This window comes from Promicromonospora umidemergens (assembly GCF_024171995.1).
Taxonomy (GTDB): Bacteria; Actinomycetota; Actinomycetes; order Actinomycetales; family Cellulomonadaceae; genus Promicromonospora; species Promicromonospora umidemergens.
Genome location: NZ_JAMTCT010000005.1, coordinates 266,763 through 289,820, shown reverse-complemented (window position 1 = coordinate 289,820; position 23,058 = coordinate 266,763). Strand labels below are relative to the sequence as shown.

Sequence of the window (23,058 nt, the reverse complement as noted above, 5' to 3'; positions counted from 1 at the left end):
CGCTGTAGTTCACGGCCTGCTGCACGGTGTCGAGGTCTGCCGCCTGGAACTGCTCGCCGGCCTTGTAGGCGATGCTGCCGTCGGACTTCTTCTCGAACCGTTTGACGGTGACGGGGTCGAGGGGCGCCGCGACGATGCTCTGGGACAGCGCGAAGTAGATCCCGGCGAGGATGAGGGCGGTGATCCCGAAGAGCGTCGCCGAGTAGGTCAGGGCCAGGCGCATCCGTACGGTGCGCGCCCACGCTGGCGACCGTGGCAGGGGGCTCGTTCGCCCGCCTGCAGTTCACGCCGGACCTGATGCCGTCCGACATCGTCGGCACCCGTGTCTGGAAGCCGTCGCGGGAGGAGTTCGACGTCGAGCTCGGCCCGGTGTTCGCCAACCTCGTCCTCGCCGACGAGATCAACCGCGCCCCCGCCAAGGTGCAGTCGGCCCTGCTGGAGGCGATGGCGGAGGGCCAGGTCAGCATCGGCGGACGCACCTATGCGCTGCCGGACCCCTTCCTCGTCCTGGCCACCCAGAACCCGATCGAGAGCGACGGCGTCTACGCCCTGCCGGAGGCGCAGCGCGACCGGTTCCTGCTCAAGGTCGACGTCGACCATGCCGACGAGCTGGAGGAGCTGACGATCGTGCAGCGCATGAGCGCCGCACCCCCGCGCGCGGAACCGCTGCTCGACCCCGCGACGGTCCGCCAGCTCCAGCGCGAGGCGGACCAGGTGTTCGTGCACCACGCCGTCGCGCAGTATGCGGTGGCGGTCGTGATGGCCACCCGTAAGCCCCACCAGTACGGCCTGCACAACCTCGACGGCGTGCTGGAGTACGGCGTCAGCGCGCGCGGCAGCCTCGGCCTGATCGCCGCCGGGCGGTCGCTGGCCCTCATGCGCGGGCGCGACTACGTGCTGCCGGCGGACCTCGTCGACCTCGCGGGCGACACCCTCGCCCACCGGCTCGTGCTCACGTTCGACGCGGCTGCCGACGGCGTCGACCCGCGCACGGTGGTCGACGCCGTCCTGGCCGCCGTACCGCAGCCGCGCGTGGCGCCCGCCGAGGAGGAGGTGGTCGTGCGATGACCGCCCCGCCACGCAACGACTCTGCGCGCAACGACTCTGCGCGCAACGACTCTGCGCGGAACGACTCAGCGGGCAGGTTCAGCAGGCTCGAGCTCACCGTCCGACGCCGGGTCGACGGGCTGCTGCAGGGCGACGTCGACGGGCACGCGCTCGGTCCCGGCTCCGAGCCGGAGGAGCTGACCCGGTACCAGCCGGGGCAGGACGTGCGGCGGATCGACTGGAACGTCACCGCCCGCACCGGCGACCCGCACCTGTGGCGCACCCGCGCCCAGCACGAGCTGGACACCTGGCTCCTCGTGGACCGCAGCCCCAGCATGACCTTCGGCACCGCCCGGACCGAGAAGGTGGACGTCGCCGAGCAGGTGGCCGCCGCCGTCGGCCTGCTCACGACCGGGCCGGGCAACCGCGTGGGCATCGGCCTGATCGACGAGGCAGGCCTGCGCTGGATCTCGCCGCGCCCCGGGCGCGCCGCCGCGGCAGCGCTCACCCGGCTCGACGCGGCAGTCCGCCAGGGCAGCCCGGCGCTCTCCCTGTCGGACGCCCTGCGCGGGCTCGGCGCCCGGGCCCGACGCCGCGGGCTGTGCGTGGTCGTCACCGACCTGGTGGCGCCCGACGGCGCGATCGAGCGGCCCTTCGAGTGGGAGGGGCCGCTCCGGCGGCTGACCGCGAGGCACGACGTGATAGTCGTCGAGGTCGACGACCCGCGTGAGCGCGAGCTGCCCGACGTCGGCGAGGTAGTGCTCCTCGACCCCGAGACGGGCGTGCAGCGCGAGGTCTCCACCTCCGACCCGGAGCTGCGCCTCGCCTACGCGACGGTCGCCGCCCTGCATCGCGACGAGACAGCAGCGGCGGTACGCGCCGCCCGCGCCGAACACCTGCGCGTGAGCACCGCCGACGACTGGGCGGCAGCGCTCGCCCGGTTCGTCAAGGACCGCCGTCGCGCCCCCGCCCGCCGTCACCGGAGGACACCGTGACCTTCACCGATCCCCTGATCCTGCTCGCCCTCGTGCCCGTCGCCGCGCTCGCGCTGGCGTACGTCCTGCTGCAGCGGCGCCGCACCCGCTACGCCGTCCGCTTCGCGACCCTGCCGATGCTCGACCGGGTCGCCCCCGCCCGCCCACGCTGGCGACGGCACCTCGCGACGGGCCTCGTGCTGCTCGCGCTCGGGGCGTTCGCCACCGCGGCGGCCGGGCCGGAGATGCGGCTCCGCGTGCCGTACGAGCGCGCGACGGTCATCGTCGCCATCGACGTGTCCGGCTCGATGGAGGCGCAGGACGTCCCGCCCGACCGGCTGACCGCCGCCAAGGGGGCCGCCGTGCGGTTCGTCCGCGAGCTCCCCGAGACGGTCCAGGTGGGCGTCGTCGCGTTCGCCGAGGAGGCCGAGCTGGTCGCCCCGGTCACCGCGGACCGCGTGCTCGTCGAGAACGCCATCGAAGGCCTGGAGGCCGGGGGCGGCACCGCCATCGGCGAGGCCGTGTTTGCCTCCGCCGAGGAGGTGGTGCGGCAGGCGGCCGCGAACAGCGAGTCGTCGGACCGCGATCCGTCGGACGGCGGCAGCAGCGCACCTGGCGACGACGGGGGCGACACCCGGCCCGACGAGCTGATCCCGGCCCGGCTGGTCCTGCTCTCCGACGGGTTCAACACGGTCGGACGCAGCCCCGCCGACTCCGTGCCGGCGGCGCTCGACGCCCAGATGCCGGTCTCCACCATCGCGTACGGCACGCCCGACGGCGTCATCGGCAACGGCTTCCGTACCCAGTCCGCACCCGCCGACGACGACTCCCTGCGCCTGATCGCCGAGGAGACCGGCGGCCACTTCTACAGCGCCGAGAGCGGGGCCGAGCTGGACCAGGTCTACGAGGACATCGGCTCCGCGATCGGCTGGCGCACCGAGACCACGCTGGTCACCACGCCCCTGGTCCTGCTCGGCCTCGCGCTCGCGATCACCGCCACCGCACTGTCCCTGCGTTGGTTCTCCCGGCTGGTCTGAACCGTTCGAAGGAGTGTTCCCTTGTCGAACCCCGACCCCCACCTCAACGGCTACCCGACCGGCGTCGGCTCTCCGGCCGACCGTGGTGCCCTGAGCGGCAACCGTGCTCCGGTCGACCTGGGTCGGCCCGCCGGGCCGCGCCACTTCGTCCTCGGCGAACCCGTCGCTCCGCGGCCGCCCGAGCCGGAGCCGGTCCGCAGCCGGCTGCTCCCGCCCGCTGCTGCGTCCGGCCCGGTCCACCCGCTCGGCCTGCCGCCCGATCCCGTGCCCCCGCGCGACGCCGTTCGGCTGCGCCGTCCGCGGCCTCTGCTGACCATGGCCACCGCCCTGGCCCTGGGTGCGCTGCTCGGATCGGCCACGACGGGCCTTGTCACCGGCCTGGCTACCGCCCCGGAGCAGGCCCACGCGCCACCGGCAGCCGTAGGCCAGGGCACTGGCACGACGACGGCGAGCGCCGCCCAGCGTGCCCTGCCGAGCGTCGTGCAGGTCCGGGCCGGGTCCCGAGGTGGGTCGGGCGTGATCATCGACGGCAGCCACGTGGTGACCAACGGGCACGTCGTCGTCGGCGCCTCGACGGTCGAGCTGCTGCTCGATGACGGGCGCTCGGTCACCGGGCGCGTGCTCGGCGCCGACGAGCGCAACGACATCGCCGTGATCGAGGCCGACCTCGGCAACACTCCGGCCGCGGCCCTTGGCCGCAGCTCCGCGCTGCGGATCGGCCAGCCGGTCATCGCCGTCGGCTCGCCGCTCGGGCTGACTGGCAGCGTCACGGCGGGCGTCGTCAGCGCCGTCGACCGCAGCTCCGGCGACTACCCCGGGCCGATGATCCAGACCGACGCGTCGATCAACCAGGGCAACTCGGGCGGGCCGTTGGTCGACCTGCGCGGTCAGGTGGTCGGCATCAACACCGCCATCGCGACGGTCGGCGACTCGGGGAACATCGGGATCGGGTTCGCCGTGCCGATCGACCGCGCGGCGGAGGTCGCCGGCCGCATCATCGCGAGGGCGTGACCCGAGGTCGGCCCAGGAGCATCAGCCGGCCCAGGTCTCCGTGAACAGGCCGCTGTAGGCGTTCAGGGCCGGTTGGCCGCCCAGGTGCGCGTAGAGCACCTGGGCGTCGGCGGGGATCTCACCGCTGGTGACGAGGTCGATCAGGCCAGCCATCGACTTGCCCTCGTAGACCGGGTCGATGATGACGCCCTCGAGCCGGCCGGTGAGCCGGATCGCGTCGAGCGTCGACTCCACCGGAATCCCGTACTTGTCCCCGGCCCAGCCGGGCAGCACGGTGATCTCGTCGTCGCGCAGCAGCCGCTCGACGCCGATGAGCTCGGCCGTTGCACGCGCGATCCGGGCCACCTGGTCGCGCGTCTCGTCCAGCTTCGCGCTCGCGTCGATCCCGATCACTCGGCGCGGCCGGCCACCGGCCTCCTCCAGCGCGGCGAACCCGGCGATCATGCCCGCGTGGGTAGACCCGGTGACCGCGCAGACGACGATCGTGTCGAAGAAGACGCCCAGCTCGCGCTCCTGCTGCTGGACCTCGTACGCCCAGTGGGCGAACCCGAGCCCGCCGAGGCGGTGGTCGGACGCGCCCGCCGGGATCGCATACGGCGTACCGCCACGCTCCTTGACCTCGTCGATCGCGCGCGTCCAGGAGTCCTTGAACCCGATGCCGAAGCCGGCCGGGTCGAGCCGCACCTCGGCGCCCATGATCCGGCTGAGCATGATGTTGCCGACGCGGTCGGCGACGGAGTCCGGCCAGTCGACCCAGTTCTCCTGCACCAGCACCGCCTTCAGGCCCAGCGACGCGGCGACGGCGGCGACCTGGCGCGTGTGGTTGGACTGGTACCCGCCGATCGACACGAGCGTGTCGGCGCCCTGCGCGAGGGCGTCGGGGACGATGTACTCCAGCTTGCGGGTCTTGTTGCCGCCGTAGGCGAGGCCCGCGTTGCAGTCCTCGCGCTTGGCCCAGACCGCGGCACCGCCGAGGTGGGCGGTGAGCCGCGGCAGCGGGTGGACCGGGCTCGGCCCGAAGGTCAGCGGGTAGCGGGGGAAGTCGGACAGGGCCATGGTTACTCCTCGTCGGCGGGCATGTCGGCGGGCGGGTCGGTGGGCTCGTCGGTGGGCAGGGTGTACCAGGTGTCGAAGGCGACGGCCGCCGCCCTGTCCGCGTCCCCGGCGGCACACAGCCGGATCAGCTCGTCGTGCCGGGCGAACGACGCGCGACCGCCCAGCGAGGAGAACCGCAGACGTTCCGCGCGGCGCAGCACCGGTGTGAACTGGTCGAGCACGGACGCCAGGGCCCGGTTCGCCGCCACGGCCACCGGCACGTCGTGCAGCGCGTCGTCGGCACGGAGCGCCGCCTCGACGTCGCCCGCCTCGATCGCCGCGCGGAACTCGCGGTTGGCCGCACGCATCGCCTCGAGGTCGGCCTCCGTGAGGCTCCGCACCGCCTCCCGTACGGCGACCTCGTGCATCGCGGCGACGACGTCGCGCGCGCCGCGCACGTCCCGCAGGTCCAGCGAGCTCACGGTCGTCGAGCTGCCGGGGCGCGCGACGACCAGTCCGGCCTCGGCCAGGCGCAGCAGCGCCTCGCGCACCGGCGTGCGGCTCACACCGAGCCAGGCCGCGAGGTCGCCGTCGCGCAGCTGCTCGCCCGGCGCCAAGCTGCCGTCGACGATGGCGTCGCGGAGGCGGGCGTAGACGTCGTCACGCAGCAGACGGCGGCCGATCGGGGACGCGTTCGCGGGGATGGGCATGCGATATATTACATATGACCTGCCGTGCTCTGGCAAGGCAGAGCACCGACAAGGGTGCCGCGTTCTGACATGGACAGGTCCATGCACGGACCGAGCGCCCGAGTGCACCACGACCCTTGGCGAGGTGCCGGCTGGGCTGAACTTCGTTCATCTCAGCCCTGCCGATGCGTGCTGTGCCGAACAATTCAGCAGACGTGAACCATGCGGGGCCCACGTGAACGAAGTTCAGCCCAGCTGGCACCCGCCACAGGCGTCGGTCGACCGCGGCGAGGCCCAGCCAATGGCGCCGTCCCAGTCAGCGCGATCACCGCGAAGCCCAACGAACCACGCCGCCCCCGTCACCACGACCACCGCGGAGCCCAACGAACCAGCCGCCCTGTCAGCGCGACCGCGAGCCGTGCCGCAGCGCCCTGCCGGGCCGCGAGCCGGTGCGCTCGCCGTCCTCGATCATGGGGGTCCCGCCCACCAGGACCCACGGGATGCCCGCGGCCGTCAGCCGCGGCTCGTCCGGCGTCGCGCGGTCGGCGACGGTCGCGGGATCGAAGACGACGACGTCGGCCACGAAGCCCTCGACGATTCGGCCCCTGTCGTGCAGGCCGAGCCGTGCGGCAGGCCGCGCAGCGAGGTGGACGATCATCTCCGCGAGGGACAGCACGCCCTCCTCGCGGACGTTCTGCTCGTCGCCGACGTGCTGCAGGATGCTCGTGCGGAGCCGGTCGGCGACCAGCAGGTCGAAGAAGACCTCGGCCGGCGGCCGCCGCCGTCGCTGCCGTCCGCCTCGACCTGGTGCGCGATCCGGCCCCGCTTCTCCGCGCCCGCTCATCGCGCCCGACGTGTTCGACGAGGCCGTGTGGCGCAAGACCCGCGACGTCGTGCTGAGCCCCGCCAACCCGTACTACTTCAGCGGCACGGCGGCGAGCGGCATCGGCAGCCCGCACACCCTGCCTGGCCGCGTCTGGCCGATCGCGCTCGCGGTCGAGGCGTTCGACGCGTCGGACCCCACCACGTTCTCGCGCCCGTGGTTCTCGTGGGCCGACTCGATGTTCTGCGAGCTCGCGCTCACCGTCGCCGCCGAGGCGGCCGCCGTCGGCCCACCCCGGAGCTCCGCCCGACCAGCCCCGGCGGTTGGTCTGGTCATCGTGACCAGACCAGGTATCCAGGCGACCATGAACCTATGACCGTCGTGAACGTCCAGGAAGCAAAAACGCACCTCTCCCGGCTGATCTCCCGCGCCCAGCACGGCGAAGAAATCGTCGTCGCACGCTCCGGCAAGCCCGCTGTCCGCCTGGTCCCGGTGGAGCCCGTTGCTCAGCGCACGTTCGGCACCGTGCCGGTCGCCATCCCGGACGGGTTCTTCTTCGAGCCGATCGACGACGAGGAGCTCGCCGCATGGGAGTGGGCCCATCGAGATCCGTTCGATCGATTGCTCGCCGCCCAGGCAGTCGTCGAGAACGTGGTCCTCGTGACCAGGGACCCCGCATTCGACACCCTCCCCGCGGTGCGCACCGCCTGGTAGTCCCAGGAGCGCACCGCAGGGTCCAGCGTCCGGGTCGAGGCCTAGCTCCTGGCTTCGAACGGCGTGACCAGCTCGTCCGACTCAAGCAGAGTCGAGAACATCCGCTTGAGCGTCTCGGCGTCGTTCAGGTGCGGGTAGGGCTCGTCGAGCGGAGCCTCGACGCCGAGGAACTCGCACAGCGGGCCCCAGCCGTCGCTGGCCTGGAAGACCAGGAGCCGTTCCGCGGGCAGGGCCGAGCGCACGGTCGCGATGTGCCGCTCGAAGATCTCGACCGCCGTCTCCTCCTCCATCGGGCTGCCGATGGAGAAGCCGTCCCCGAGCATCCGCTGGGCTGCCTCGTCCATCAGCGGCATCACCTCGAAGACCTTCCGCATCCGTTCCGGCATCCGTTCGAGGACTGGCAACCTGGTTTCGCCGGTGGCGTCGTCGGGCTGCGCCATGCTGCTGATGCTCGCGTGCCAGCGGCGTGGATCACGCACCGTGAGGATGACCTTGGCCTCGGGATAGGACTCGGCCAGCTCCCGCCAGTAGACGGAGGCGGGAAAGTCCACCGCCGAGTCGTACCCGGCGAAGACGTGGTCCCAGTCCGCGGGCTCGCCGCTCAGCACCGGACGCCATCGCTCGGCGTGCTCGGGATTCTGCATCAGCTCGAACATGTGGTACGTGGGCCCGAAGCCGAGTCGTTCCAACGCTGACTTGAGCGAGCTCGTACCCGTGCGGGGCAGGCCGGCGCCGATGATCTTCATACGTGAGGCTCCCGATTCGTCGTGGTCTTTCACCGAGTCGATCGCCTGGATCCTATGCACTGAGGGGTACTGGCCGGGCCTCCCACCCCGGAGGCGGGCGGGCGTTGGATGGGTTCCGATAGGAGCACTGAGCCCGTGTCGTACTGCTCGGCACTGGCACGAAGCAAGGAGAGACACCCATGCGTGGAGTTGTCATGTACGCGCCCGGCGACGTTCGCGTCGAGGAGCGCGAGGACGCGAAGATCATCGAGCCGACCGACGCGGTGATCCGGGTGACCGCCGCCTGCATCTGCGGGTCCGACCTGTGGCCCTACCGCGGGATCGAAGCCCTGACCGGCCCCACCCCGATGGGCCACGAGTACATCGGCATCGTCGAGCGGGTCGGTGACGAGGTGCGGAACATCAAGGTCGGCGACTACGTCGTCGGCTCGTTCGTGGCCTCGGACAACACCTGCGAGATCTGCCAGGCGGGCTACCAGTCCCGCTGCATCCACAACGTGATGATGGGATCGGTGGGCACTCAGGCCGAGCTCGCCCGCATCCCGCTGGCCGACGGCACCCTCGTCGCCACGCCCGGCCCGCCCGACGCCGACCTCGTCCCGTCGCTGCTGGCCGCCTCCGACGTGCTGGGCACCGGCTGGTTCGCCGCCGTGGCCGCCGAGGCCGGTCCCGGCAAGACCATCGCGGTGGTCGGTGACGGCGCCGTGGGCCTCTCGGCAGTGCTGGCCGCGAAGCAGCTCGGCGCGGAGCGCATCATCGCGTTCAGCCGCCACCCCGAGCGGCAGGCCCTGGCCCGCGAGTTCGGCGCGACCGACATCATCGAGGAGCGCGGTGACGCCGGCGCGGCGAAGGTCAAGGAGCTCACCGGCGGGTACGGCGCCCACGGCGTCGTCGAGGCGGTGGGCACGCAGGAGTCGATGTGGCAGGCCATCCACTCGGCCCGGCCCGGCGGTTATGTCGGCTACGTCGGCGTCACGCACGGCGTGGAGCTCAACGGGCTAGACCTGTTCTTCACGAGCGTGCACCTGCACGGCGGCCCCGCGCCGGTGCGCCGGTTCCTGCCCGAGCTGATCCAGCTCATCTGGGACCGCACCATCGACCCGGGGAAGGTCTTCGACCTCACCCTGCCGCTCGACGAGGCGGCCGAGGGATACCGGGCGATGGACGAGCGCCGCGCGACGAAGGTGTTGCTCACTCTCTGAGGCCCCGCCCGGAACGCGCTCGAGCCATCCGGCCGACGGCGGGGAGCGGGTCTCACCGCCGTCGGCCGTCGGCAGCGACGGCATCGGCAGCGGCATCGGCGCTCCACGACGCCAGGAGCCCCAGCCGCTCGGCCGACGGCGACCCGGGTTCCGCGGTGTAGACCAGCAGCACGTTCCCCGGCTCGGCCGTGATCGCGAGCTCTTCGTAGGAGAGCACCACCTCACCGACGACGGGGTGCCGGAAGCGCTTGGTGCCCGCCCCATGGGTACGGACGTCGTGCCCCGCCCACAGGGTGCGGAAGACGTCGCTCCGCGTGGACAGCTCACCGACCAGGTCCTGCAGACCCCTGTCGTGCGGGTTGCGCCCGGCCTCGGCACGCATGACCGCCACGCACATGTTCGCGAACACGTCCCAGTCCGGATAGAAGTCCTCGGCCGCCGGATCGAGGAACTGGAACCTGGCGAAGTTCGGGGTCCGGCCACCATCGCCGATCAAGGGCGAGTAGAACGCCCGGCCCAACGCATTGAAGGCCAGGAGGTTCTGTCGCGGGTCCCGGACGACCGCGACAGCGCCCGTGATCGCCGTCATCACCCACTCCAGGCTCACCCTGGGTGCCGACGGCCTGGCCGGACGGCCACGGCCCCGGCCAGAGGTGGGGATGCCGTCCGCGGCACGCGCCAGGTCCAGCAGGTGAGCCCGCTCCGCGTCGTCGAGCGCCAGCGCGTTCGCCACCGCGTCCAGCACCGACGCGGACGCCCCGCCGATCGCGCCCCGCTCCAGCTTCGCGTAGTACTCGACGCTCACCCCGGCGAGCATCGCGACCTCGCTACGCCGCAGCCCCGGCACCCGGCGAGTGCTCAACCCCGCCGGCAGACCCGCCGCCTCCGGCGTGACCTTCGCACGGCGCGACATGAGGAACTCACGCACCTCGGCTCGGTTGTCCATCCAGCCAGGCTATGCCGCGCCATCGCGACGAGAGGTGCCCTGGCGGTACACCCCTCGTCGGGGACTCCCGCCGCCCGGCGCGGTCGTGGAGGCTCGGAACCATGCTTGATACCCCCTCGACGCGAACCCGGTTCAGCCGCTTCCTGCCCACCCTGCTGTTGCTGCTGACCGTGTTCGGGCCGATCTCCATGGACCTGTACCTGCCGGCGCTCCCTGCGCTGACCGCCGAGCTCGGCGCGGCGACGTCGGTCGCGCAGCTGACCGTGACCGCCTGCCTCGTCGGTCTCGCGGTCGGGCAGCTGGTCGCCGGGCCGTTGTCCGACCGGTTCGGGCGACGCGGGATCCTCCTGGTCGGCGTCGCCGCATACGTCGCGACGTCGGCCCTGTGCGCCGTCAGCCCCACCGTGGACCTGCTGATCGTCGCGCGGCTGGTGCAGGGCCTCGCCGGCGGGGTCGGGATCGTCATCGCCCAGGCCGCCGGGCGGGACGTCTTCTCCGGCAGTGCGCTGATCTGGTTCTACGGACGGCTGACCGTGGTCGGCGGGCTCGCCGCCGTCGTCGGCCCGCTGCTGGGTGGCCAGCTGAACACGTTCACCGACTGGCGCGGCCTGTTCGTCTTCCTCGCCGTCGTGGGGGCCGTGCTCCTGATGACCGCAGCCATGGCGTTCCCCGAGACCCTGCCCGTCGAGCGCCGCACCACGGGCGGGTTCGCGCAGACCGGGCGGGACTTCCGGGTGCTGCTGGCCGACCGCGTGTTCCTGGGCGCGGTGCTGAGCCAGGGCTTCATGTACGCGGCACTGTTCGCGTACCTCTCGGGTTCGACCTTCGTGCTGCAGGGCGTCTACGGGCTCTCCCCGCAGGGCTACGCCCTCGCGTTCGGCCTCAACTCGGCCGGTTTCATGCTCTTCGGATACCTCGCAGGCCGCGCCGCCGAGCGGTGGAGCCTGGCCGGGACGCTCACGCTCGGCATCGTCGTGGCGGGTCTTGGCGCCCTCGGCCTGCTCGCGGCCGGCCTGACCACCATGCCGCTGTGGGTCGTGATCGTGTCGCTCCTGGCGCTGGCCAGCGGCGTCGCGATCACCTCGCCCCCGGCGACGACGCTCGCGCTGGTCGAGTACCCGCACCTGGCCGGCACCGCCTCGTCGCTGCTGGGCATGGTCAGGTTCGGGTTCGGCGGCGTCACCGCGCCACTGGTCGGCGTCGCCGGCGCGGCGACGATCCTCCCCCTCGGCATCGTGACCACCGCATCGATAGTGCTCGCCGCGGTGGCCTACCTCGCGCTGGCCGCCCGGGGTCCCCTGTCAGAACCTCCCACGCCGGCGAGGTCACCCATACGGTGGAATCCATGAGCACCAAGGACGAGGTGCGGGAGTTCCTGGTCTCCCGCCGCGCGAACGTCACCCCGCGGCAGGCGGGCATCCCCGACTTCGGCGGGGAGCGGCGCGTGCCCGGGCTGCGCCGCGAGGAGGTCGCGATGCTCGCGGGCGTCAGCCCCGACTACTACACCAGGCTGGAGCGCGGGAACATCCGCGGGGCGTCCGAGAGCGTGCTGAGCGCCATCGCGCGGGCCCTCCAGCTGAACGACGCTGAACGCGAGTACCTCTTCGACCTGGCCCGCACCGCGCCCGCGACGGCGGCGGCCCGTGACCGCAAGCCCGTCGCGCAGTCCGTACGCACCTCGGTGCAGCGCGTGCTGGACAACCTGACGATCCCCGCGATCGTGCACAGCTCGAACCAGGACCTCATTGCCGCGAACCTCATGGGCCGGGCCCTGTACGCGCCGCACTTCGACACCGACGGCACGCCGAACGTCGCCCGGTTCATCTTTCTCGACCACCGCGCCGAGGACTACTACGTCGACTGGGCCACGGCCCGGCGCACCGCCGCGGCGATCATGCGGCTGGAGGCCGGGCGCGACCCGCTCAACCGGGAGCTCACCGCCCTGATCGGCGAGCTGTCCACCCGCAGCCCGCAGTTCCGTGCGGACTGGGCGGGGCACGACGTCCACGAGCACCGCACGGGGGTCAAGTCGTTCCGCCACCCCGAGGTCGGCCGGATCACGGTCGCCTTCGACGTCTTCGCGATGCCCGGTGAGGCAGGGCTGCAGATCGTCACCTACAGCCCTCCCCCGAACACCGACTCCGCCGAGAAGTTCGCACTGCTCGCGAGCTGGGCCGCCACGCAGGAGACCGCCACCCAGGGGGCCGAGCGCTCCCGCGTCGTCGACCCCGTGCACGGCTGACCGTTGTGGACGCTGAGCGTCGGTCAGTCCCAGCGGAACAGCAGGGCCGCCGTCGCGACTCCGATGACGGTCGCGACACCGAGGCTGATGAGGTGGGCCGGATCGACCGCGGCGCCGACCCAGGCGGCGGACAGCGCCGCGACCGCGGCTCCGAAGGGCAGCCGTTCGCCGACCGCCGCGACGGCGTCGGGCAGGCTGCCGGAGCCGCCGAACATACCGCCGAGGGCGCCGAGGGCGAAGAAGGTGATGAGCCCGATCGCCACCGCGGAGTTCGGCGTCGGCGCGACTGCGGCGACGATCATCCCGACGGCGTACATCGCCGCCATCGCGAGCGCGTAGACCGCAAAGGCCGCCCCGAGGTCCGTCGGGGGACGCGCGCCGAAGGCAAGGAACGCCACGGCCAGCGCTACCGCGAGCCCGACGAGGGCCTGCAGCACGCTCACGACGACCTGGGCGACCAGGACCATGGCAGGCGAGGCCGGGGTGACCGCGAGCCGGCGCAGGATGCCGGTACGCCGGTAGTAGGCGAGGAAGCTGGGCATGTTGATGACGCCGATGCTGGCCAGGACCATGGTCAGCACCAGCGGCAGGACGTAGACCTCGAGGGCGGTGAGGCCTCCGTCCACCACCTGGTCGCCGGCCGACGGTGCACTCATCACGAGGATCAATAGGGGCAGGAGGATCGGAACCACCAGCCCGGACGTGTCCCGCACGACCATCTTGGCCTCGCACACGACGAGGGTCAGCCAGGCGTTGACGCCCGGTCGGCGGGTTTCGATCACGGTGCTCATTCGGCTTCCTCCAGCTGCTTTCCGGTGAGGGCGACGAACGCGTCGTCGAGGTTCTGCGCGCCCGCCAGCGCGACCAGGCCGGCCGGTGGTTCGACGGCGAGCACGCGCCCGGCGTCGAGCAGCGCCACGCGGTCGCAGAGCCGCTCGACCTCCTCCATCGCGTGGCTGACGAGCACGATGGTGACGCCCTCGTCGCGGAGGTGCTCGATCGTCGCCCACATCTGCCGCCGGGCCCGGGGATCGAGGCCCGTGGTGAGCTCGTCCAGGATCAGCACGCGGGGACGCCCGGCGAGGGCCAGGGCGATCGAGAGCCGCTGCTGCTGGCCGCCGGACAGCTTCTCGAAGCGCACACCGCGCTTCTCCTCCAGGCCGACCAGCTCGAGGAGCTCACCGGACGAGCGGGGGTCCGGGTAGAAGCTGCGGTAGAGACCCATGAGCTCCGCCACCGTGAGCGCGCCGTGCAGGTAGGCCTGCTGCAGCTGGACGCCCAGCACCTGGCGCACCTTGCCGCGGTCGTGCCGCGGGTCGAGGCCCAGGAGCGTGACGCGCCCGCCGTCGGGCTTGCGCAGCCCCGCGATCATCTCGACGGTGGTGGTCTTGCCCGCACCGTTGGTGCCGAGGATGCCGAAAACCTCGCCGGGGTCGATCCGCAGGCTCACGTCGTCGACCGCTATCTTGTCGCCATAGCGTTTGTGCAGGTGCTCGGCGTGGATCGCCGGCTCTTCAGTGGTCATGGCGACGACGCTAGGCGGGCGGTCCCAGCGACCGCGCGTGCCGATGGTCAGGGATGTGATCCATGACTTTCGGCACCGGCCAGGGCCTGCACCGGGCCCATAGGGTGGTTCGCATGCGGCGGCTGGGGACGGACGAGTGGTCGGGGCTGGTGATGCTGGCCGTGGCGGTCGCGGTGGGCGGACCAGTGCTGTTCGGCCCGGTGGACCCGACCATCCCGCGGCCCTGGTGGGTCGCGCTGTTCGTGGTCCTGTTCGTGACCCTGCTGCTCGCCATCGTCCGCGAACGGGCGGACCTGCTCCGGAACTGCCTGTACGCCACGGCGGTCGTGGCCTCCTGGGCAGCGGTGCTGACCACCCCGCACCTGGGCCTCCTGCCGGTCCTGCTCGTCATCGTCGCTGCCGTGAGCGTCTACGTCGTACCGCTCTGGGCAGGGTTCGTCGTCGTCGGCCTCAACACCGCGGTCCTCGCGATCGTCATGGCCTTCTCGCCCCGAGATCCCCTCGACGCCCTGATCACCCTCGGCTTCTACCTGCTGATCCAGGTGGCGAGCATGCTGAGCTCGGCAGCCCTCATCCGCGAGCAGCGGCTGCGCCGGGAGCTGAGCCAGGCGCACATCGACCTGCGCGCGGCGTCGGCGCTCCTGTCCGAGTCGGCCCGCACCGCCGAGCGCCTGCGGATCTCGCGGGACCTGCACGACCTGATCGGCCACCAGCTCACCGTGCTCACGCTGGAGCTGGAGGCAGCAAGGCACCGCGAGGGCGAACAGGCGCGCGAGCACGTGGAGCGTGCGAACCGGGTGGCCCGTGACCTCCTCGCCGACGTGCGCCTGACGGTGAGCGAGCTGCGGACGGCGTCGTCGGACCTGAGCGAGACCCTCCGTCAGGTGGTGCGCGACCTGCCCGACCTTGAAGTGACCGTCGACGTCGAGCCCGACGTCCAGGTCGACGAGGAGCAGGCGGCGGCTCTCGTGCGGGCGGTGCAGGAGATCGCCACCAACACCATGCGGCACGCCGACGCCAAGGCGCTGTGGATCGAGGTGGCCGCACGCCCGCACGGCGTCGTCCTGACCGCCGTCGACGACGGCCGCGGGTACCGCGAGCTGGTGCCGGGCAACGGGCTGCGCGGGCTCGCCGAACGTTTCGAGGCGCTCGGCGGCGGCGTGGAGTTCGACGGCGGCGACGGGTTCCGGGTCACGGCGAGGGTTCCGGCATGACCCGGGTAGTCATCGTCGACGACCAGACGCTGGTGCGGCACGGCATCCGCACGCTGCTGGAGATCGCCGCCGTCGACGTCGTCGGGGAGGCCGACGACGGGCAGGCCGCGCTCGAGGTCGTCACGGCCACGCGGCCCGACGTGATCCTGCTCGACCTCCGGATGCCCCGTTACGACGGCCTGTGGACCCTCCGCCGGCTCGGCGAGCACGGCATCGACATCCCCGTTCTCGTGCTCACCACCTTCGACGACGACACCCTCGTGCTCGACGCCCTGCGCGCCGGCGCGCGCGGGTACCTCCTCAAGGACGTGACGGTCGAGCAGCTGACCCGCGCGGTGCGCACCCTGGCCGACGGCGGGACGCTGGTCGCCCCGTCGATCACCGACCGGATGCTGCGCGCCATCCGCTCGCTCCCGGCCACGGCCGGTGACGACGCGCCACCCGTCCAGGACCTGACCGGGCGCGAGCTCGAGGTGCTCCGGCTCATGGCGGAGGGCTACACGAACCGCGAGATCTCCCGCGCGCTGTCCCTGGTCGAGGGCACGGTGAAGAACCACGTCTCGACCATCCTGCTCAAGCTCTCGGCCCGGGACCGCACCAACGCCGTGCTCCGCGCGCTCCGGCTGGGGATCCTCGGTTGAGGACACGTCGGTGCCGGATCGCCCGACCGGTCAGGCGCTGGCGCGCACCACCAGCTCGGGCGCCAGGACGACCTCGCGGGGCGCCCTGCCCGCCTGCGCGATCTCGTCCACCAGGAGCTGCGCCGCGGCGGTCCCGATCTCCGCGATCGGCTGGCGCACGGTCGTCAGCGGCACGGCGGCGACGGCCGCGAACGGGATGTCGTCGTACCCGACGACCGCGACGTCGTCGGGTACACGGACGCCCGCGGTCATCAACGCCGCGACGATGCCTATCGCGTGCAGGTCGTTGCCCGCCAGGACGGCGTCGGGCCGCTCGGCGGGCGGGAGCTCGGCGATCCGGCGTCCCACGGCGGTGCCGTCGGCGACGTCGAGGTCGGGTGCGCGGACGACCTCCAGCGAGATGCCCTCCGCCTGCCCCACGGCGTCCCGGCAGCCGTCGATGCGGCGCTCGACCTGCCGCACCCCCTCGGGTCCGGCGGCGAAGAGCAGGCGCCGTCGTCCGGCGTCGAGCACGTGCTGTGCGGCGAGCCGGCCACCCTCCCGGTGCTCGAGCGACACGGACGACAACCGGTGCTCCGGGTCCTCGTGGTCCACGAGGACGATCGGGGTGCCGTGGTCGCGCCGCCGGCGCAGCGGCTCGAGGTCGTCGTCGGACGGTGCCACGACCACGCCGTCGAACCGAAGCTGCTCGAAGAGGTCGAGAAGACGCTTCTGGTGGGCCGCCGACTCGTGCGAGCTGCCCACCACCACCGCGAGCCCATTGTTCGCCGTGAGCTTCTCGACCGCCGTGGTGATGCCCGCGAAGTAGGGATTGGACGCGTTGACGAAGGAGGCACCCACGATCCCGCTCCGCCGGCCCCGCAGCTGTCGCGCGGCCAGGCTGGGCACAAAACCGAGCTCGCTGACGGCCTCCCCGATGCGGCCCTTCATCGCCACGGAGACTCGTTCGGGCCAGTTGAGGAAGTTGGATACGGAGGCCACGGACACGTTCGCGCGGCGCGCGACGTCATAGATCGTGACGGGGCCTGCTTCATCGTTGTACCGGCTCACATCACATCTCATCACGAACGGTGCCCGAGAGCGGGGTGATCTTGCGCAGACCGGCCCGGTCGGCGGCCCGGTCAGCGACACCGGCGGCTGTTCACTAGGGTCCCAGGGTGCGTATCGAGACCGACGGCCGCCCAGCAGCGGCGCCTGAGCTGTTCAGCACCTACGGCCACTTCACCGCCATGCAGGTGCGCAGCGCCGGGGTGCAGGGACTGACGAACCACCTCGACCGGCTCGACGCCGCGCACCGCGAGCTGTTCGGACGGCCGCTCCCGGGCGACCGGGTGCGCGACCTGGTGCGGCACGCCCTGGCCGGGACGGCCGACGCCTCCGTGCGGGTGATGCTCCGCGACGCCGAGCGGATCGTCGTGTCCGTCGACGATCCGCACTACCCACCCGCCACTCCGCAGCGGCTCCGTTCGGTCCCCTACCTGCGCCCGTTCGCCCACCTCAAGCACCTGGGCGGGTTCGCACAGCTCGAGTGGGCTCGCCGGGTACGGCTCGACGGGTACGACGACGCCCTGCTCACCGCACCCGACGGCGCCGTCGCCGAGTCGTCGACCGCGAACCTCGGGTTCTTCGCGCCCGACGGCGCCGTCGTCTGGCCGGACGCACCCCACCTGCACGGCACGGCGATGCAGCTGGTCGAGGCCACGACACCGTCGATCCGTCGACCGGTCCGCGCGGACGACGTCACGGGATTCGCCGGCGCCTTCCTGGTCAGCTCGCTGGGCGTCGTCGCCGTCGCGTCGATCGACCACGTCAGGCTGCCCGACGCCGGACCGCTCCTCGCCGGCCTCGTCGAGCGCCTCGCGGCCGTCCCGTGGGAACGGGTCTGAGCGCGGTGGGGGCTTCGGAAGTCGTCGGTGCTCGAGGTTCGCGTTCAATCAAGCCCTGCGCCTGCACAAGGACGCACACTCGGCGGCCTACCCCGGGCTGCCAGGAACGACAGGGATGGGGCCTGACGCTGAGCAGCCGGGGACCGGCGGGGACCGGCGGGGACACGGGTGTTCGGGTGCCGTGGTCGGGGTTTGATCTGATCAACGCGTTCAACGCGTGGAAGCGGTCCGAGGCCGCCGGGCGCCGGTTCCTGGTCGACGCCGCTGGGCAGACACAGGTCCACGTGACGGGTCTGGTCTGGCGTGATGAGGTGCTGGCGCAGGTGTTCGAGGAAGCCGCCGTGGACCTCGGCCGAGGACTGAATGCGGCCACTGAATCTCTCGCTGGTGCCCGGAAAGGGCCACGCGTCGGGTTCCCCCGCTTCAAGAAAAAGAGCCCGACCGGAGGATCGTTCCGCATCCGGAACAAGGCCAGCAAGGGCCGGTCGAGTATCCGGGTCGGCGATGGGGAGCACGTCAGGTCGGTGAGCCTGCCGAAGATCGGGACGTTGCGGCTGCGGGAGGACACGCGGCGGTTACGCCGGATGATCGCCAAGGACCGCGCCCGGATTGTGTTCGTCACGGTGTCCCGGGGCGCGAACCGGTGGTGGATCTCCATCATCGTCGAGGCCGCTGACCTGCACCCCGCGGCACGGCACACACCCCAGCCGGGCGACCGGGCCACGCAGTCGGACGGAACAACACACGACCCGGAGCACGACGAGCAGGCCTGGGTAGGTGTGGATCGTGGCCTGCACGCCCTGGCCGTCGCCGGTACTTCCAACGGCATCGAGGTGCTCCGGCTGGACAACCCATGCGCTCTACGGCGTGGCCTGCCGCGTCTACGGCGCCTCTCCAAAGCGGTGTCACGGAAGAGGAAGGGATCGAAGAACCGAAAGCCTACCGACAGGACACCCCCACCCGCCACACCCCACCGGGGCGTGGCGGCGGGGGACTGGACGACGTGGGAACCAACCCTCAGACCGCACCCGCGGTCTGAGGGTTGGACGCCCGAGAAGGGCGGTGTTCCACAAGTCGTACGACTTCTGAAACACGCTTTAGCCGCAGAACTCGTTCAGCTCGAAGTCGTGCACCACCGTCTGCCCCCTGATGATGCGTGCGGACCTCATCTCCGGCGGGTACCCGTTGGCCGAGCTCAGCAGCGTCAGCCGGTTGTTCGAGACCCCCATCCAGCGGGCGTACCCACCCTCTGGGCCGGTCACGAGCGTGACGTCGTACTCAGACCCGTCGACGACCACGAAGGCACCCTCGAGCGGGACCGTCTCGTCGGCACAGGTAGCGCCCGTCACCGTGCCGGCGATCTTGCCCCAGCTCGCGGGCGGGGTGACCTTCAGCGACACCTGTGCCCGCGGCTCGTCGTACGGCGTGCTGCCGTCGGCCACGACGGCCGAGGTGTAGGTCCCCGGCTGGTCCACGCGGCTGCTGTCCATGTCGACGTACACCTTCGTGGACTCGCCCGGCTCCAGCGTGAACGCCGGCGGCTGGACGTCGAGCCACGGCACGTCGACCGTGGTCTGGCCGGTCACGTTCAGCACGGTGTGCATGTCGGGGAAGCCGAGCTCCTCGACGGCGGTGGGCTCCGGGTTTCCGCACTCCTCGGAGGCGAGGTACGACGGCGCCGTCTCCGGCTCGGCGTTGGACCCGATGAAGAAGTCGCCGGAGCTGACGACCTCGACCACGAGCGTGCCCGATGCCGTGCCGGTGACCGGTACGTCCACCATCGTGAGCTCCTGTGCCTCGAGGGTCACGTCGGCCGTGCCGATCTCGGTCATGTTCTCGTACACGAAGTCCCCGTCGAGCTCGTACAGGTTGACGGTCACGTCGGTGTCCGCTCCGGCGACCTCCACGCCGAAGGACACGTTCGTCACGGCGAGCTCGCCCTCGATCTCGAAGTCCTCCAGCGTGAACGTACGCAGCCACTGCGTCTGGCTTCCGACGCAGGCGACCGAGTTGTCCAGGGTGATGTCCTGCGACGAGGAGTGGGTGATCGTGGTCCCCTCCGCGAGGAGGGACGGCGGGGCCGACGGCGTCACGGTCTCCCCGGGACGCTTCCCGTTCCGGGCCAGGCCGTCGCCGTCGTCCGCCGCGGCCGTACGGCGCGCACCCTCGGCGTCCGACGACGACGCCGTGCTCACCTCGGTCACGTCCTCGGTGGCGCCCTTGATGACGCTGCTGCCGGACGCCGACCCGAGGATCTCGAAGTCGGACGACGCGGGAGCCACCTCGACGTCCGCGGACGCGGTGCCCTCGTTCGTCACGGTGAAGCTGCCGGACCTGGTGCCGCCCAGCCGCACCTGCCGCGACAGGTCCTCCGGGGAGACGGTGAGCAGCGGGGCCGCCAGCTCAGCGTCCTGCCGGGTGATCTCGTCGGCGACGACGGTCACCGCCGCCTCGGTGCCCGCGTAGTCCTTGGCCGTGTAGGCGACCTGCTGCTCGCCCGTGCGGGCAGTGAACAGCGAGTAGTAGCCGGTGGCCACCGTGGGGTTCTCCAGGTCGGCGGAGCTGGTGCTCTCCGCGGAAGCGACGGTCGCCGTCGCGCCGTTCACGCCGTCGCCCGTGTTGAGGTCGTTCACGAACCCGGCCACGAGGCCACCGTCGACGGGCAGGCACTCACCGATGGACACGTTGTCCACCTGCCACCACAGGGCCCACGCGCCGTCGCCGTAGTGGAACCGGACCCGTACGTCGGACTGACCGCCCGCACCCGCGAGAGCGACGACCGTGCGGCCCCCTGCCTCGGAGGTCTGGTGCAGCACGGTCTCCCACGTCTCCCCGCCGTCGAGGCTGAGGTCGACGTCGGCGTAGTCGGCCAGCGCGACGTAGCTCTGGTCGAACGTCAGGAGCGGTGCCTCGACGTCGCTCAGGTCGAAGGCAGGTGAGGTGAGGATCGTGTCCTGCGTCCCCTCCGGACCGTAGGCGTCGCTGTTCACCTCGGCGAACAGCCCCTCACCGCCGGTCTGGTTCCCCGCGCCCGCTCCGTCGTCGAACGTCCAGACCTGCTCGGTGCCCGCGAGGTCCTCGACGGTCCAGCCCTCGGGCACGCCACCGGACTCGAACTCCTCGACCCCCGCGCCCGCCCCGGCGAGGGCGTAGCCGGGAGCCGTGCACTCGTTGAGCGCCGTCGGCGCGACGTCGGCGCTCGCCGGCCCGGCGCCCACCTCGACGACCTGCGTGAGCGTCCCGTAGCCGAGCACCGACGGATCGACCACCAGCGTGTGCGGGGCCGACTGCGGTACCTCGAACGAGTACTCACCCGTGAACGGGTCGGTCCATGCCGAGACGCTGCTCGGAGCGCCCTGCACGGTGACGTGGGCGTCGAGCGGCCAGCCGTGCCCGGAACCGTCGGTGACGGTGCCGCTCACGGTCGTGGTCGGCGCGACCTCCAGGGAGATGTCCAGCGTGGTGGTCTCGCCCTCGACGATGTCGGCCTGCGCGGCCGCGTCGAGGAAGCCGAAGGCGGAGACGGTCAGCTCGTGCGAGCCCTCCGCCAGACCCAGGCGGTAGGCGCCCTCGGCGTCGGCGGTGTCGGAGCGCTCGCCTGCCGTGACGCGCGCGCCCGCGACGGGCTCGCCGTCCGGTCCGGTGACCGTGCCCGCGAGGAAGCCGTAGCCGTCGATCGGCGCGTTCCCGACCAGGGCGGGCACGTCAAGCTTGCCCTCGCCCCACACGTTGTTGTCTGCGGTGGTGCCGCCGCACGAGTCGTCGGCCACGTCGGCGGAGGTCTGGTTCAGGAGCTCCTCGGTGGCCTCGATGTCGCCGACCAGGACCGGTGCGGCGCTCCACAGGAGCGCGACAGCGCCCGCGAGGTGCGGGGACGCCATGGACGTCCCGCTGAACTCCGCGTAGTCGCCGCCGGGCACGGAGGACCGCACCTCGTCACCGGGCGCGGCCAGGTTCGGCTTGGTCTCGCCGTCCGCGCCAGGTCCGCGCGAGGAGAACACCGCGATGTCTCCGCTCTCCCCGAACGCGCCGGCCGCGTAGGTGGCCACGTTCGCCCCGGGGGACGACGTCGACTGGCAGCCCGCCTCGCCCGCGTTGCCCGCCGCCCACGCGCCGAAGATGCCTGCCGCCTCCCAGGCCGCGATCTCGTCGGACATGAAGTCGTCGATCGCGCCGGGCGCCTGCTGGCCCCACGAGTTGTTCACGATGTGCGGGCGCTGAGCCGGGTCGGGGTCCGAACCGTCGGCCCGGGTCGGCGCGAGGATCCACTGGCCGGAGGCGAGCAGGTCCGCGTCGGAGCAGGTGGCGCAGCCGTTGGCCGCGATCCAGTCGGCGTCCGGTGCGACACCGATCTGGTTGCCCGCGCCGTCGTCGCCCACCATGGTGCCCATGACGTGCGTGCCGTGGGCGTCGCCGTCGCAGGGGGCTCCGTCGCAGGCGCCGCTGGCGTCGAACCAGTTGTAGTCGTTGTCCAGGCCGTCGGAGCCCAGGTAGCCGCGGTAGTGCTGCAGCAGCGCCGGGTGCTCGACGTCGACGCCGGAGTCGATGTTGGCCACGGTGATGCCCTCACCCGTGTACCCCTGGTCCCACACCTCCGGGACGCCGATGGCGTCCAGGCCCCACTCGGTGGCGAGCGGCGCGTTGCGGGTCGGTGCCTTGCGCTCGACCGGCTCGATGGGCTGGGCGGAGAACCGCTCGTGGACCTGCTTCACTTCGCTGCTGGCGGCCACCTGCTTCGCCAGCTCCGCCGTGCCGTCCTCGACGAGGACCGCGTTGCTGATCCAGTAGGACTCGTAGTCAACGCCCTCGGCCTCGAGGTCGGCGACGACGTCGGCCTGTGCCGCCTTCGCCGTGCTGGTCAGCGCGTCGTAGACGTACTGACCACGCTCGGCCCAGTCAGCGATGTCCTTGGCCGGCTCCAGGTCGGGCATGTCGGCGAACCGGATCCAGAAGTCGGCGGACTCCTTGGCGTCGAGCCGGGTCTGCACGGCGGGCGTGATCTTGTCCGCCGCGTTCTCCGGGACGTCGGTGGTGACGGCGGGTGGTGTGTCGGCTGGAGCTGGCGTACTCGCGAGCGCAGGTGTACCGCTCACCGCTGTTGCCAGAAGCGCTCCGACCGCTGCGAGAGCGATAGGAGCGCGTCGACGTGGCATGCGACTGTGCATTGTTGCCTCCGAGGTGCAAGCGCCCCGTGCGGGGCACGACCACTGGCCCACGAGCGTGTGCCAGGTCACACTCTGGGAGAGGGTAGGTGAAATGTGCAACGAAAGTCGGCAAAGACTCGCCGGGCGGGGGCCAGGTGCTGGTCCACTTCCCGGACTGCGGA

21 protein-coding genes and 1 pseudogene are annotated in these 23,058 nt (G+C 71.9%); 13 read left to right on the top strand and 9 right to left on the bottom strand.

Annotated features, from left to right (window positions below; all coding sequences use genetic code 11):
• Window positions 1-237: 237 nt before the first annotated feature.
• The 5 genes and pseudogenes from APR04_RS30495 to APR04_RS11470 all read left to right on the top strand — a co-directional run.
• Window positions 238-570: pseudogene (locus APR04_RS30495) on the top strand (AAA family ATPase); the annotation flags it as partial.
• A gap of 66 nt (window positions 571-636) precedes the next feature.
• Entirely contained in the window at window positions 637-1,068 is a 432-nt protein-coding gene (locus APR04_RS30490) for an AAA family ATPase (RefSeq protein WP_308292344.1), read from the top strand.
• Window positions 1,065-2,042 carry a DUF58 domain-containing protein gene (locus APR04_RS11480; RefSeq protein WP_253870335.1) on the top strand — a complete coding sequence of 326 codons (978 nt, stop codon included), beginning with the start codon at window positions 1,065-1,067 and terminating at the stop codon, window positions 2,040-2,042. Before APR04_RS30490 ends, APR04_RS11480 begins: the two co-directional genes overlap by 4 nt.
• Complete coding sequence (locus tag APR04_RS11475; RefSeq protein WP_253870333.1) at window positions 2,039-3,058, top strand: VWA domain-containing protein; 1,020 nt, start codon at window positions 2,039-2,041, stop codon at window positions 3,056-3,058. Before APR04_RS11480 ends, APR04_RS11475 begins: the two co-directional genes overlap by 4 nt.
• A 21-nt stretch (window positions 3,059-3,079) precedes the next feature.
• Window positions 3,080-4,069 (top strand): S1C family serine protease, encoded by a 990-nt coding sequence (locus APR04_RS11470; RefSeq protein WP_253870331.1) that lies wholly within the window; start codon window positions 3,080-3,082, stop codon window positions 4,067-4,069.
• Window positions 4,070-4,090: 21 nt separating this feature from the next.
• Here the strand turns inward: APR04_RS11470 and APR04_RS11465 are convergent, their stop codons facing one another.
• The 3 genes from APR04_RS11465 to APR04_RS11455 form a co-directional block, all read right to left on the bottom strand.
• Entirely contained in the window at window positions 4,091-5,125 is a 1,035-nt protein-coding gene (locus tag APR04_RS11465; protein WP_253870329.1) for a 1-aminocyclopropane-1-carboxylate deaminase, read from the bottom strand.
• A 2-nt stretch (window positions 5,126-5,127) separates the two neighbouring features.
• A complete protein-coding gene (locus APR04_RS11460; RefSeq protein WP_253870326.1) occupies window positions 5,128-5,814 on the bottom strand; it encodes a GntR family transcriptional regulator in 687 nt (228 codons plus the stop codon).
• Between the two features lie 379 nt (window positions 5,815-6,193).
• A complete protein-coding gene (locus APR04_RS11455; RefSeq protein ID WP_253870324.1) occupies window positions 6,194-6,637 on the bottom strand; it encodes an amidohydrolase family protein in 444 nt (147 codons plus the stop codon).
• 10 nt (window positions 6,638-6,647) lie between these two features.
• Here APR04_RS11455 and APR04_RS11450 point away from each other — a divergent pair, with 10 nt between their 5' ends.
• Both APR04_RS11450 and APR04_RS11445 read left to right on the top strand, forming a co-directional pair.
• Window positions 6,648-6,992 (top strand): glycoside hydrolase family 125 protein, encoded by a 345-nt coding sequence (locus APR04_RS11450; protein WP_253870321.1) that lies wholly within the window; start codon window positions 6,648-6,650, stop codon window positions 6,990-6,992.
• Window positions 6,989-7,330, top strand: coding sequence for a type II toxin-antitoxin system prevent-host-death family antitoxin (locus tag APR04_RS11445; RefSeq protein ID WP_253870318.1), 342 nt, complete (start codon window positions 6,989-6,991; stop codon window positions 7,328-7,330). Before APR04_RS11450 ends, APR04_RS11445 begins: the two co-directional genes overlap by 4 nt.
• A gap of 41 nt (window positions 7,331-7,371) precedes the next feature.
• Here the strand turns inward: APR04_RS11445 and APR04_RS11440 are convergent, their stop codons facing one another.
• Window positions 7,372-8,076 (bottom strand): sulfotransferase family protein, encoded by a 705-nt coding sequence (locus APR04_RS11440; RefSeq protein WP_253870316.1) that lies wholly within the window; start codon window positions 8,074-8,076, stop codon window positions 7,372-7,374.
• A 179-nt stretch (window positions 8,077-8,255) separates the two neighbouring features.
• Here APR04_RS11440 and APR04_RS11435 point away from each other — a divergent pair, with 179 nt between their 5' ends.
• Window positions 8,256-9,278, top strand: a complete 1,023-nt coding sequence (locus tag APR04_RS11435) for a zinc-dependent alcohol dehydrogenase family protein (protein ID WP_253870313.1) — start codon at window positions 8,256-8,258, stop codon at window positions 9,276-9,278.
• A 52-nt stretch (window positions 9,279-9,330) separates the two neighbouring features.
• Here APR04_RS11435 and APR04_RS11430 read toward each other — a convergent pair whose 3' ends face one another.
• Window positions 9,331-10,224: a helix-turn-helix transcriptional regulator gene (locus APR04_RS11430; protein WP_253870310.1), complete on the bottom strand. Its 894-nt coding sequence runs from the start codon at window positions 10,222-10,224 to the stop codon at window positions 9,331-9,333.
• 101 nt (window positions 10,225-10,325) lie between these two features.
• On the opposite strand from APR04_RS11430, the gene APR04_RS11425 reads away from it, so the two are divergent.
• The gene (locus APR04_RS11425; RefSeq protein WP_253870307.1) at window positions 10,326-11,573 is read left to right on the top strand and encodes a multidrug effflux MFS transporter; all 1,248 of its coding nucleotides are present in this window, start codon (window positions 10,326-10,328) and stop codon (window positions 11,571-11,573) included.
• Entirely contained in the window at window positions 11,570-12,466 is an 897-nt protein-coding gene (locus APR04_RS11420; RefSeq protein ID WP_253870304.1) for a helix-turn-helix transcriptional regulator, read from the top strand. Before APR04_RS11425 ends, APR04_RS11420 begins: the two co-directional genes overlap by 4 nt.
• 23 nt (window positions 12,467-12,489) lie before the next feature.
• Here APR04_RS11420 and APR04_RS11415 read toward each other — a convergent pair whose 3' ends face one another.
• Window positions 12,490-13,257, bottom strand: a complete 768-nt coding sequence (locus tag APR04_RS11415) for an ABC transporter permease (RefSeq protein ID WP_253870301.1) — start codon at window positions 13,255-13,257, stop codon at window positions 12,490-12,492.
• A complete protein-coding gene (locus APR04_RS11410) occupies window positions 13,254-13,991 on the bottom strand; it encodes an ABC transporter ATP-binding protein (protein ID WP_253870298.1) in 738 nt (245 codons plus the stop codon). Before APR04_RS11410 ends, APR04_RS11415 begins: the two co-directional genes overlap by 4 nt.
• A 62-nt stretch (window positions 13,992-14,053) precedes the next feature.
• Between APR04_RS11410 and APR04_RS11405 the strand changes: the two genes are divergently transcribed.
• Together APR04_RS11405 and APR04_RS11400 are read left to right on the top strand one after the other, a co-directional pair.
• Complete coding sequence (locus APR04_RS11405) at window positions 14,054-15,205, top strand: sensor histidine kinase (protein ID WP_253870295.1); 1,152 nt, start codon at window positions 14,054-14,056, stop codon at window positions 15,203-15,205.
• Complete coding sequence (locus APR04_RS11400; RefSeq protein ID WP_253870292.1) at window positions 15,202-15,846, top strand: response regulator; 645 nt, start codon at window positions 15,202-15,204, stop codon at window positions 15,844-15,846. Before APR04_RS11405 ends, APR04_RS11400 begins: the two co-directional genes overlap by 4 nt.
• Window positions 15,847-15,876: 30 nt before the next feature.
• On the opposite strand, the gene APR04_RS11395 is transcribed toward APR04_RS11400, so the two are convergent.
• Entirely contained in the window at window positions 15,877-16,896 is a 1,020-nt protein-coding gene (locus APR04_RS11395; RefSeq protein WP_253870290.1) for a LacI family DNA-binding transcriptional regulator, read from the bottom strand.
• Between the two features lie 107 nt (window positions 16,897-17,003).
• On the opposite strand from APR04_RS11395, the gene APR04_RS11390 reads away from it, so the two are divergent.
• Window positions 17,004-17,732 (top strand): aminotransferase class IV, encoded by a 729-nt coding sequence (locus APR04_RS11390; protein ID WP_253870288.1) that lies wholly within the window; start codon window positions 17,004-17,006, stop codon window positions 17,730-17,732.
• 1,097 nt (window positions 17,733-18,829) lie between these two features.
• Here the strand turns inward: APR04_RS11390 and APR04_RS11385 are convergent.
• The gene (locus tag APR04_RS11385) at window positions 18,830-22,825 is read right to left on the bottom strand and encodes a S8 family serine peptidase (protein WP_253870286.1); all 3,996 of its coding nucleotides are present in this window, start codon (window positions 22,823-22,825) and stop codon (window positions 18,830-18,832) included.
• Window positions 22,826-23,058 lie beyond the last annotated feature (233 nt).

What these genes read in the sequence shown, in the direction of transcription:
- APR04_RS30490 (WP_308292344.1), top strand. Translation starts at nt 637, where the DNA reads ATGAGCGCCGCACCCCCGCGCGCGGAACCGCTGCTCGACCCCGCGACG.
- APR04_RS11480 (WP_253870335.1), top strand. Translation starts at nt 1,065, where the DNA reads ATGACCGCCCCGCCACGCAACGACTCTGCGCGCAACGACTCTGCGCGC.
- APR04_RS11465 (WP_253870329.1), bottom strand. Translation starts at nt 5,125, where the DNA reads ATGGCCCTGTCCGACTTCCCCCGCTACCCGCTGACCTTCGGGCCGAGC.
- APR04_RS11460 (WP_253870326.1), bottom strand. Translation starts at nt 5,814, where the DNA reads ATGCCCATCCCCGCGAACGCGTCCCCGATCGGCCGCCGTCTGCTGCGT.
- APR04_RS11455 (WP_253870324.1), bottom strand. Translation starts at nt 6,637, where the DNA reads ATGAGCGGGCGCGGAGAAGCGGGGCCGGATCGCGCACCAGGTCGAGGC.
- APR04_RS11445 (WP_253870318.1), top strand. Translation starts at nt 6,989, where the DNA reads ATGACCGTCGTGAACGTCCAGGAAGCAAAAACGCACCTCTCCCGGCTG.
- APR04_RS11440 (WP_253870316.1), bottom strand. Translation starts at nt 8,076, where the DNA reads ATGAAGATCATCGGCGCCGGCCTGCCCCGCACGGGTACGAGCTCGCTC.
- APR04_RS11435 (WP_253870313.1), top strand. Translation starts at nt 8,256, where the DNA reads ATGCGTGGAGTTGTCATGTACGCGCCCGGCGACGTTCGCGTCGAGGAG.
- APR04_RS11430 (WP_253870310.1), bottom strand. Translation starts at nt 10,224, where the DNA reads ATGGACAACCGAGCCGAGGTGCGTGAGTTCCTCATGTCGCGCCGTGCG.
- APR04_RS11425 (WP_253870307.1), top strand. Translation starts at nt 10,326, where the DNA reads ATGCTTGATACCCCCTCGACGCGAACCCGGTTCAGCCGCTTCCTGCCC.
- APR04_RS11420 (WP_253870304.1), top strand. Translation starts at nt 11,570, where the DNA reads ATGAGCACCAAGGACGAGGTGCGGGAGTTCCTGGTCTCCCGCCGCGCG.
- APR04_RS11415 (WP_253870301.1), bottom strand. Translation starts at nt 13,257, where the DNA reads ATGAGCACCGTGATCGAAACCCGCCGACCGGGCGTCAACGCCTGGCTG.
- APR04_RS11410 (WP_253870298.1), bottom strand. Translation starts at nt 13,991, where the DNA reads ATGACCACTGAAGAGCCGGCGATCCACGCCGAGCACCTGCACAAACGC.
- APR04_RS11405 (WP_253870295.1), top strand. Translation starts at nt 14,054, where the DNA reads ATGACTTTCGGCACCGGCCAGGGCCTGCACCGGGCCCATAGGGTGGTT.
- APR04_RS11400 (WP_253870292.1), top strand. Translation starts at nt 15,202, where the DNA reads ATGACCCGGGTAGTCATCGTCGACGACCAGACGCTGGTGCGGCACGGC.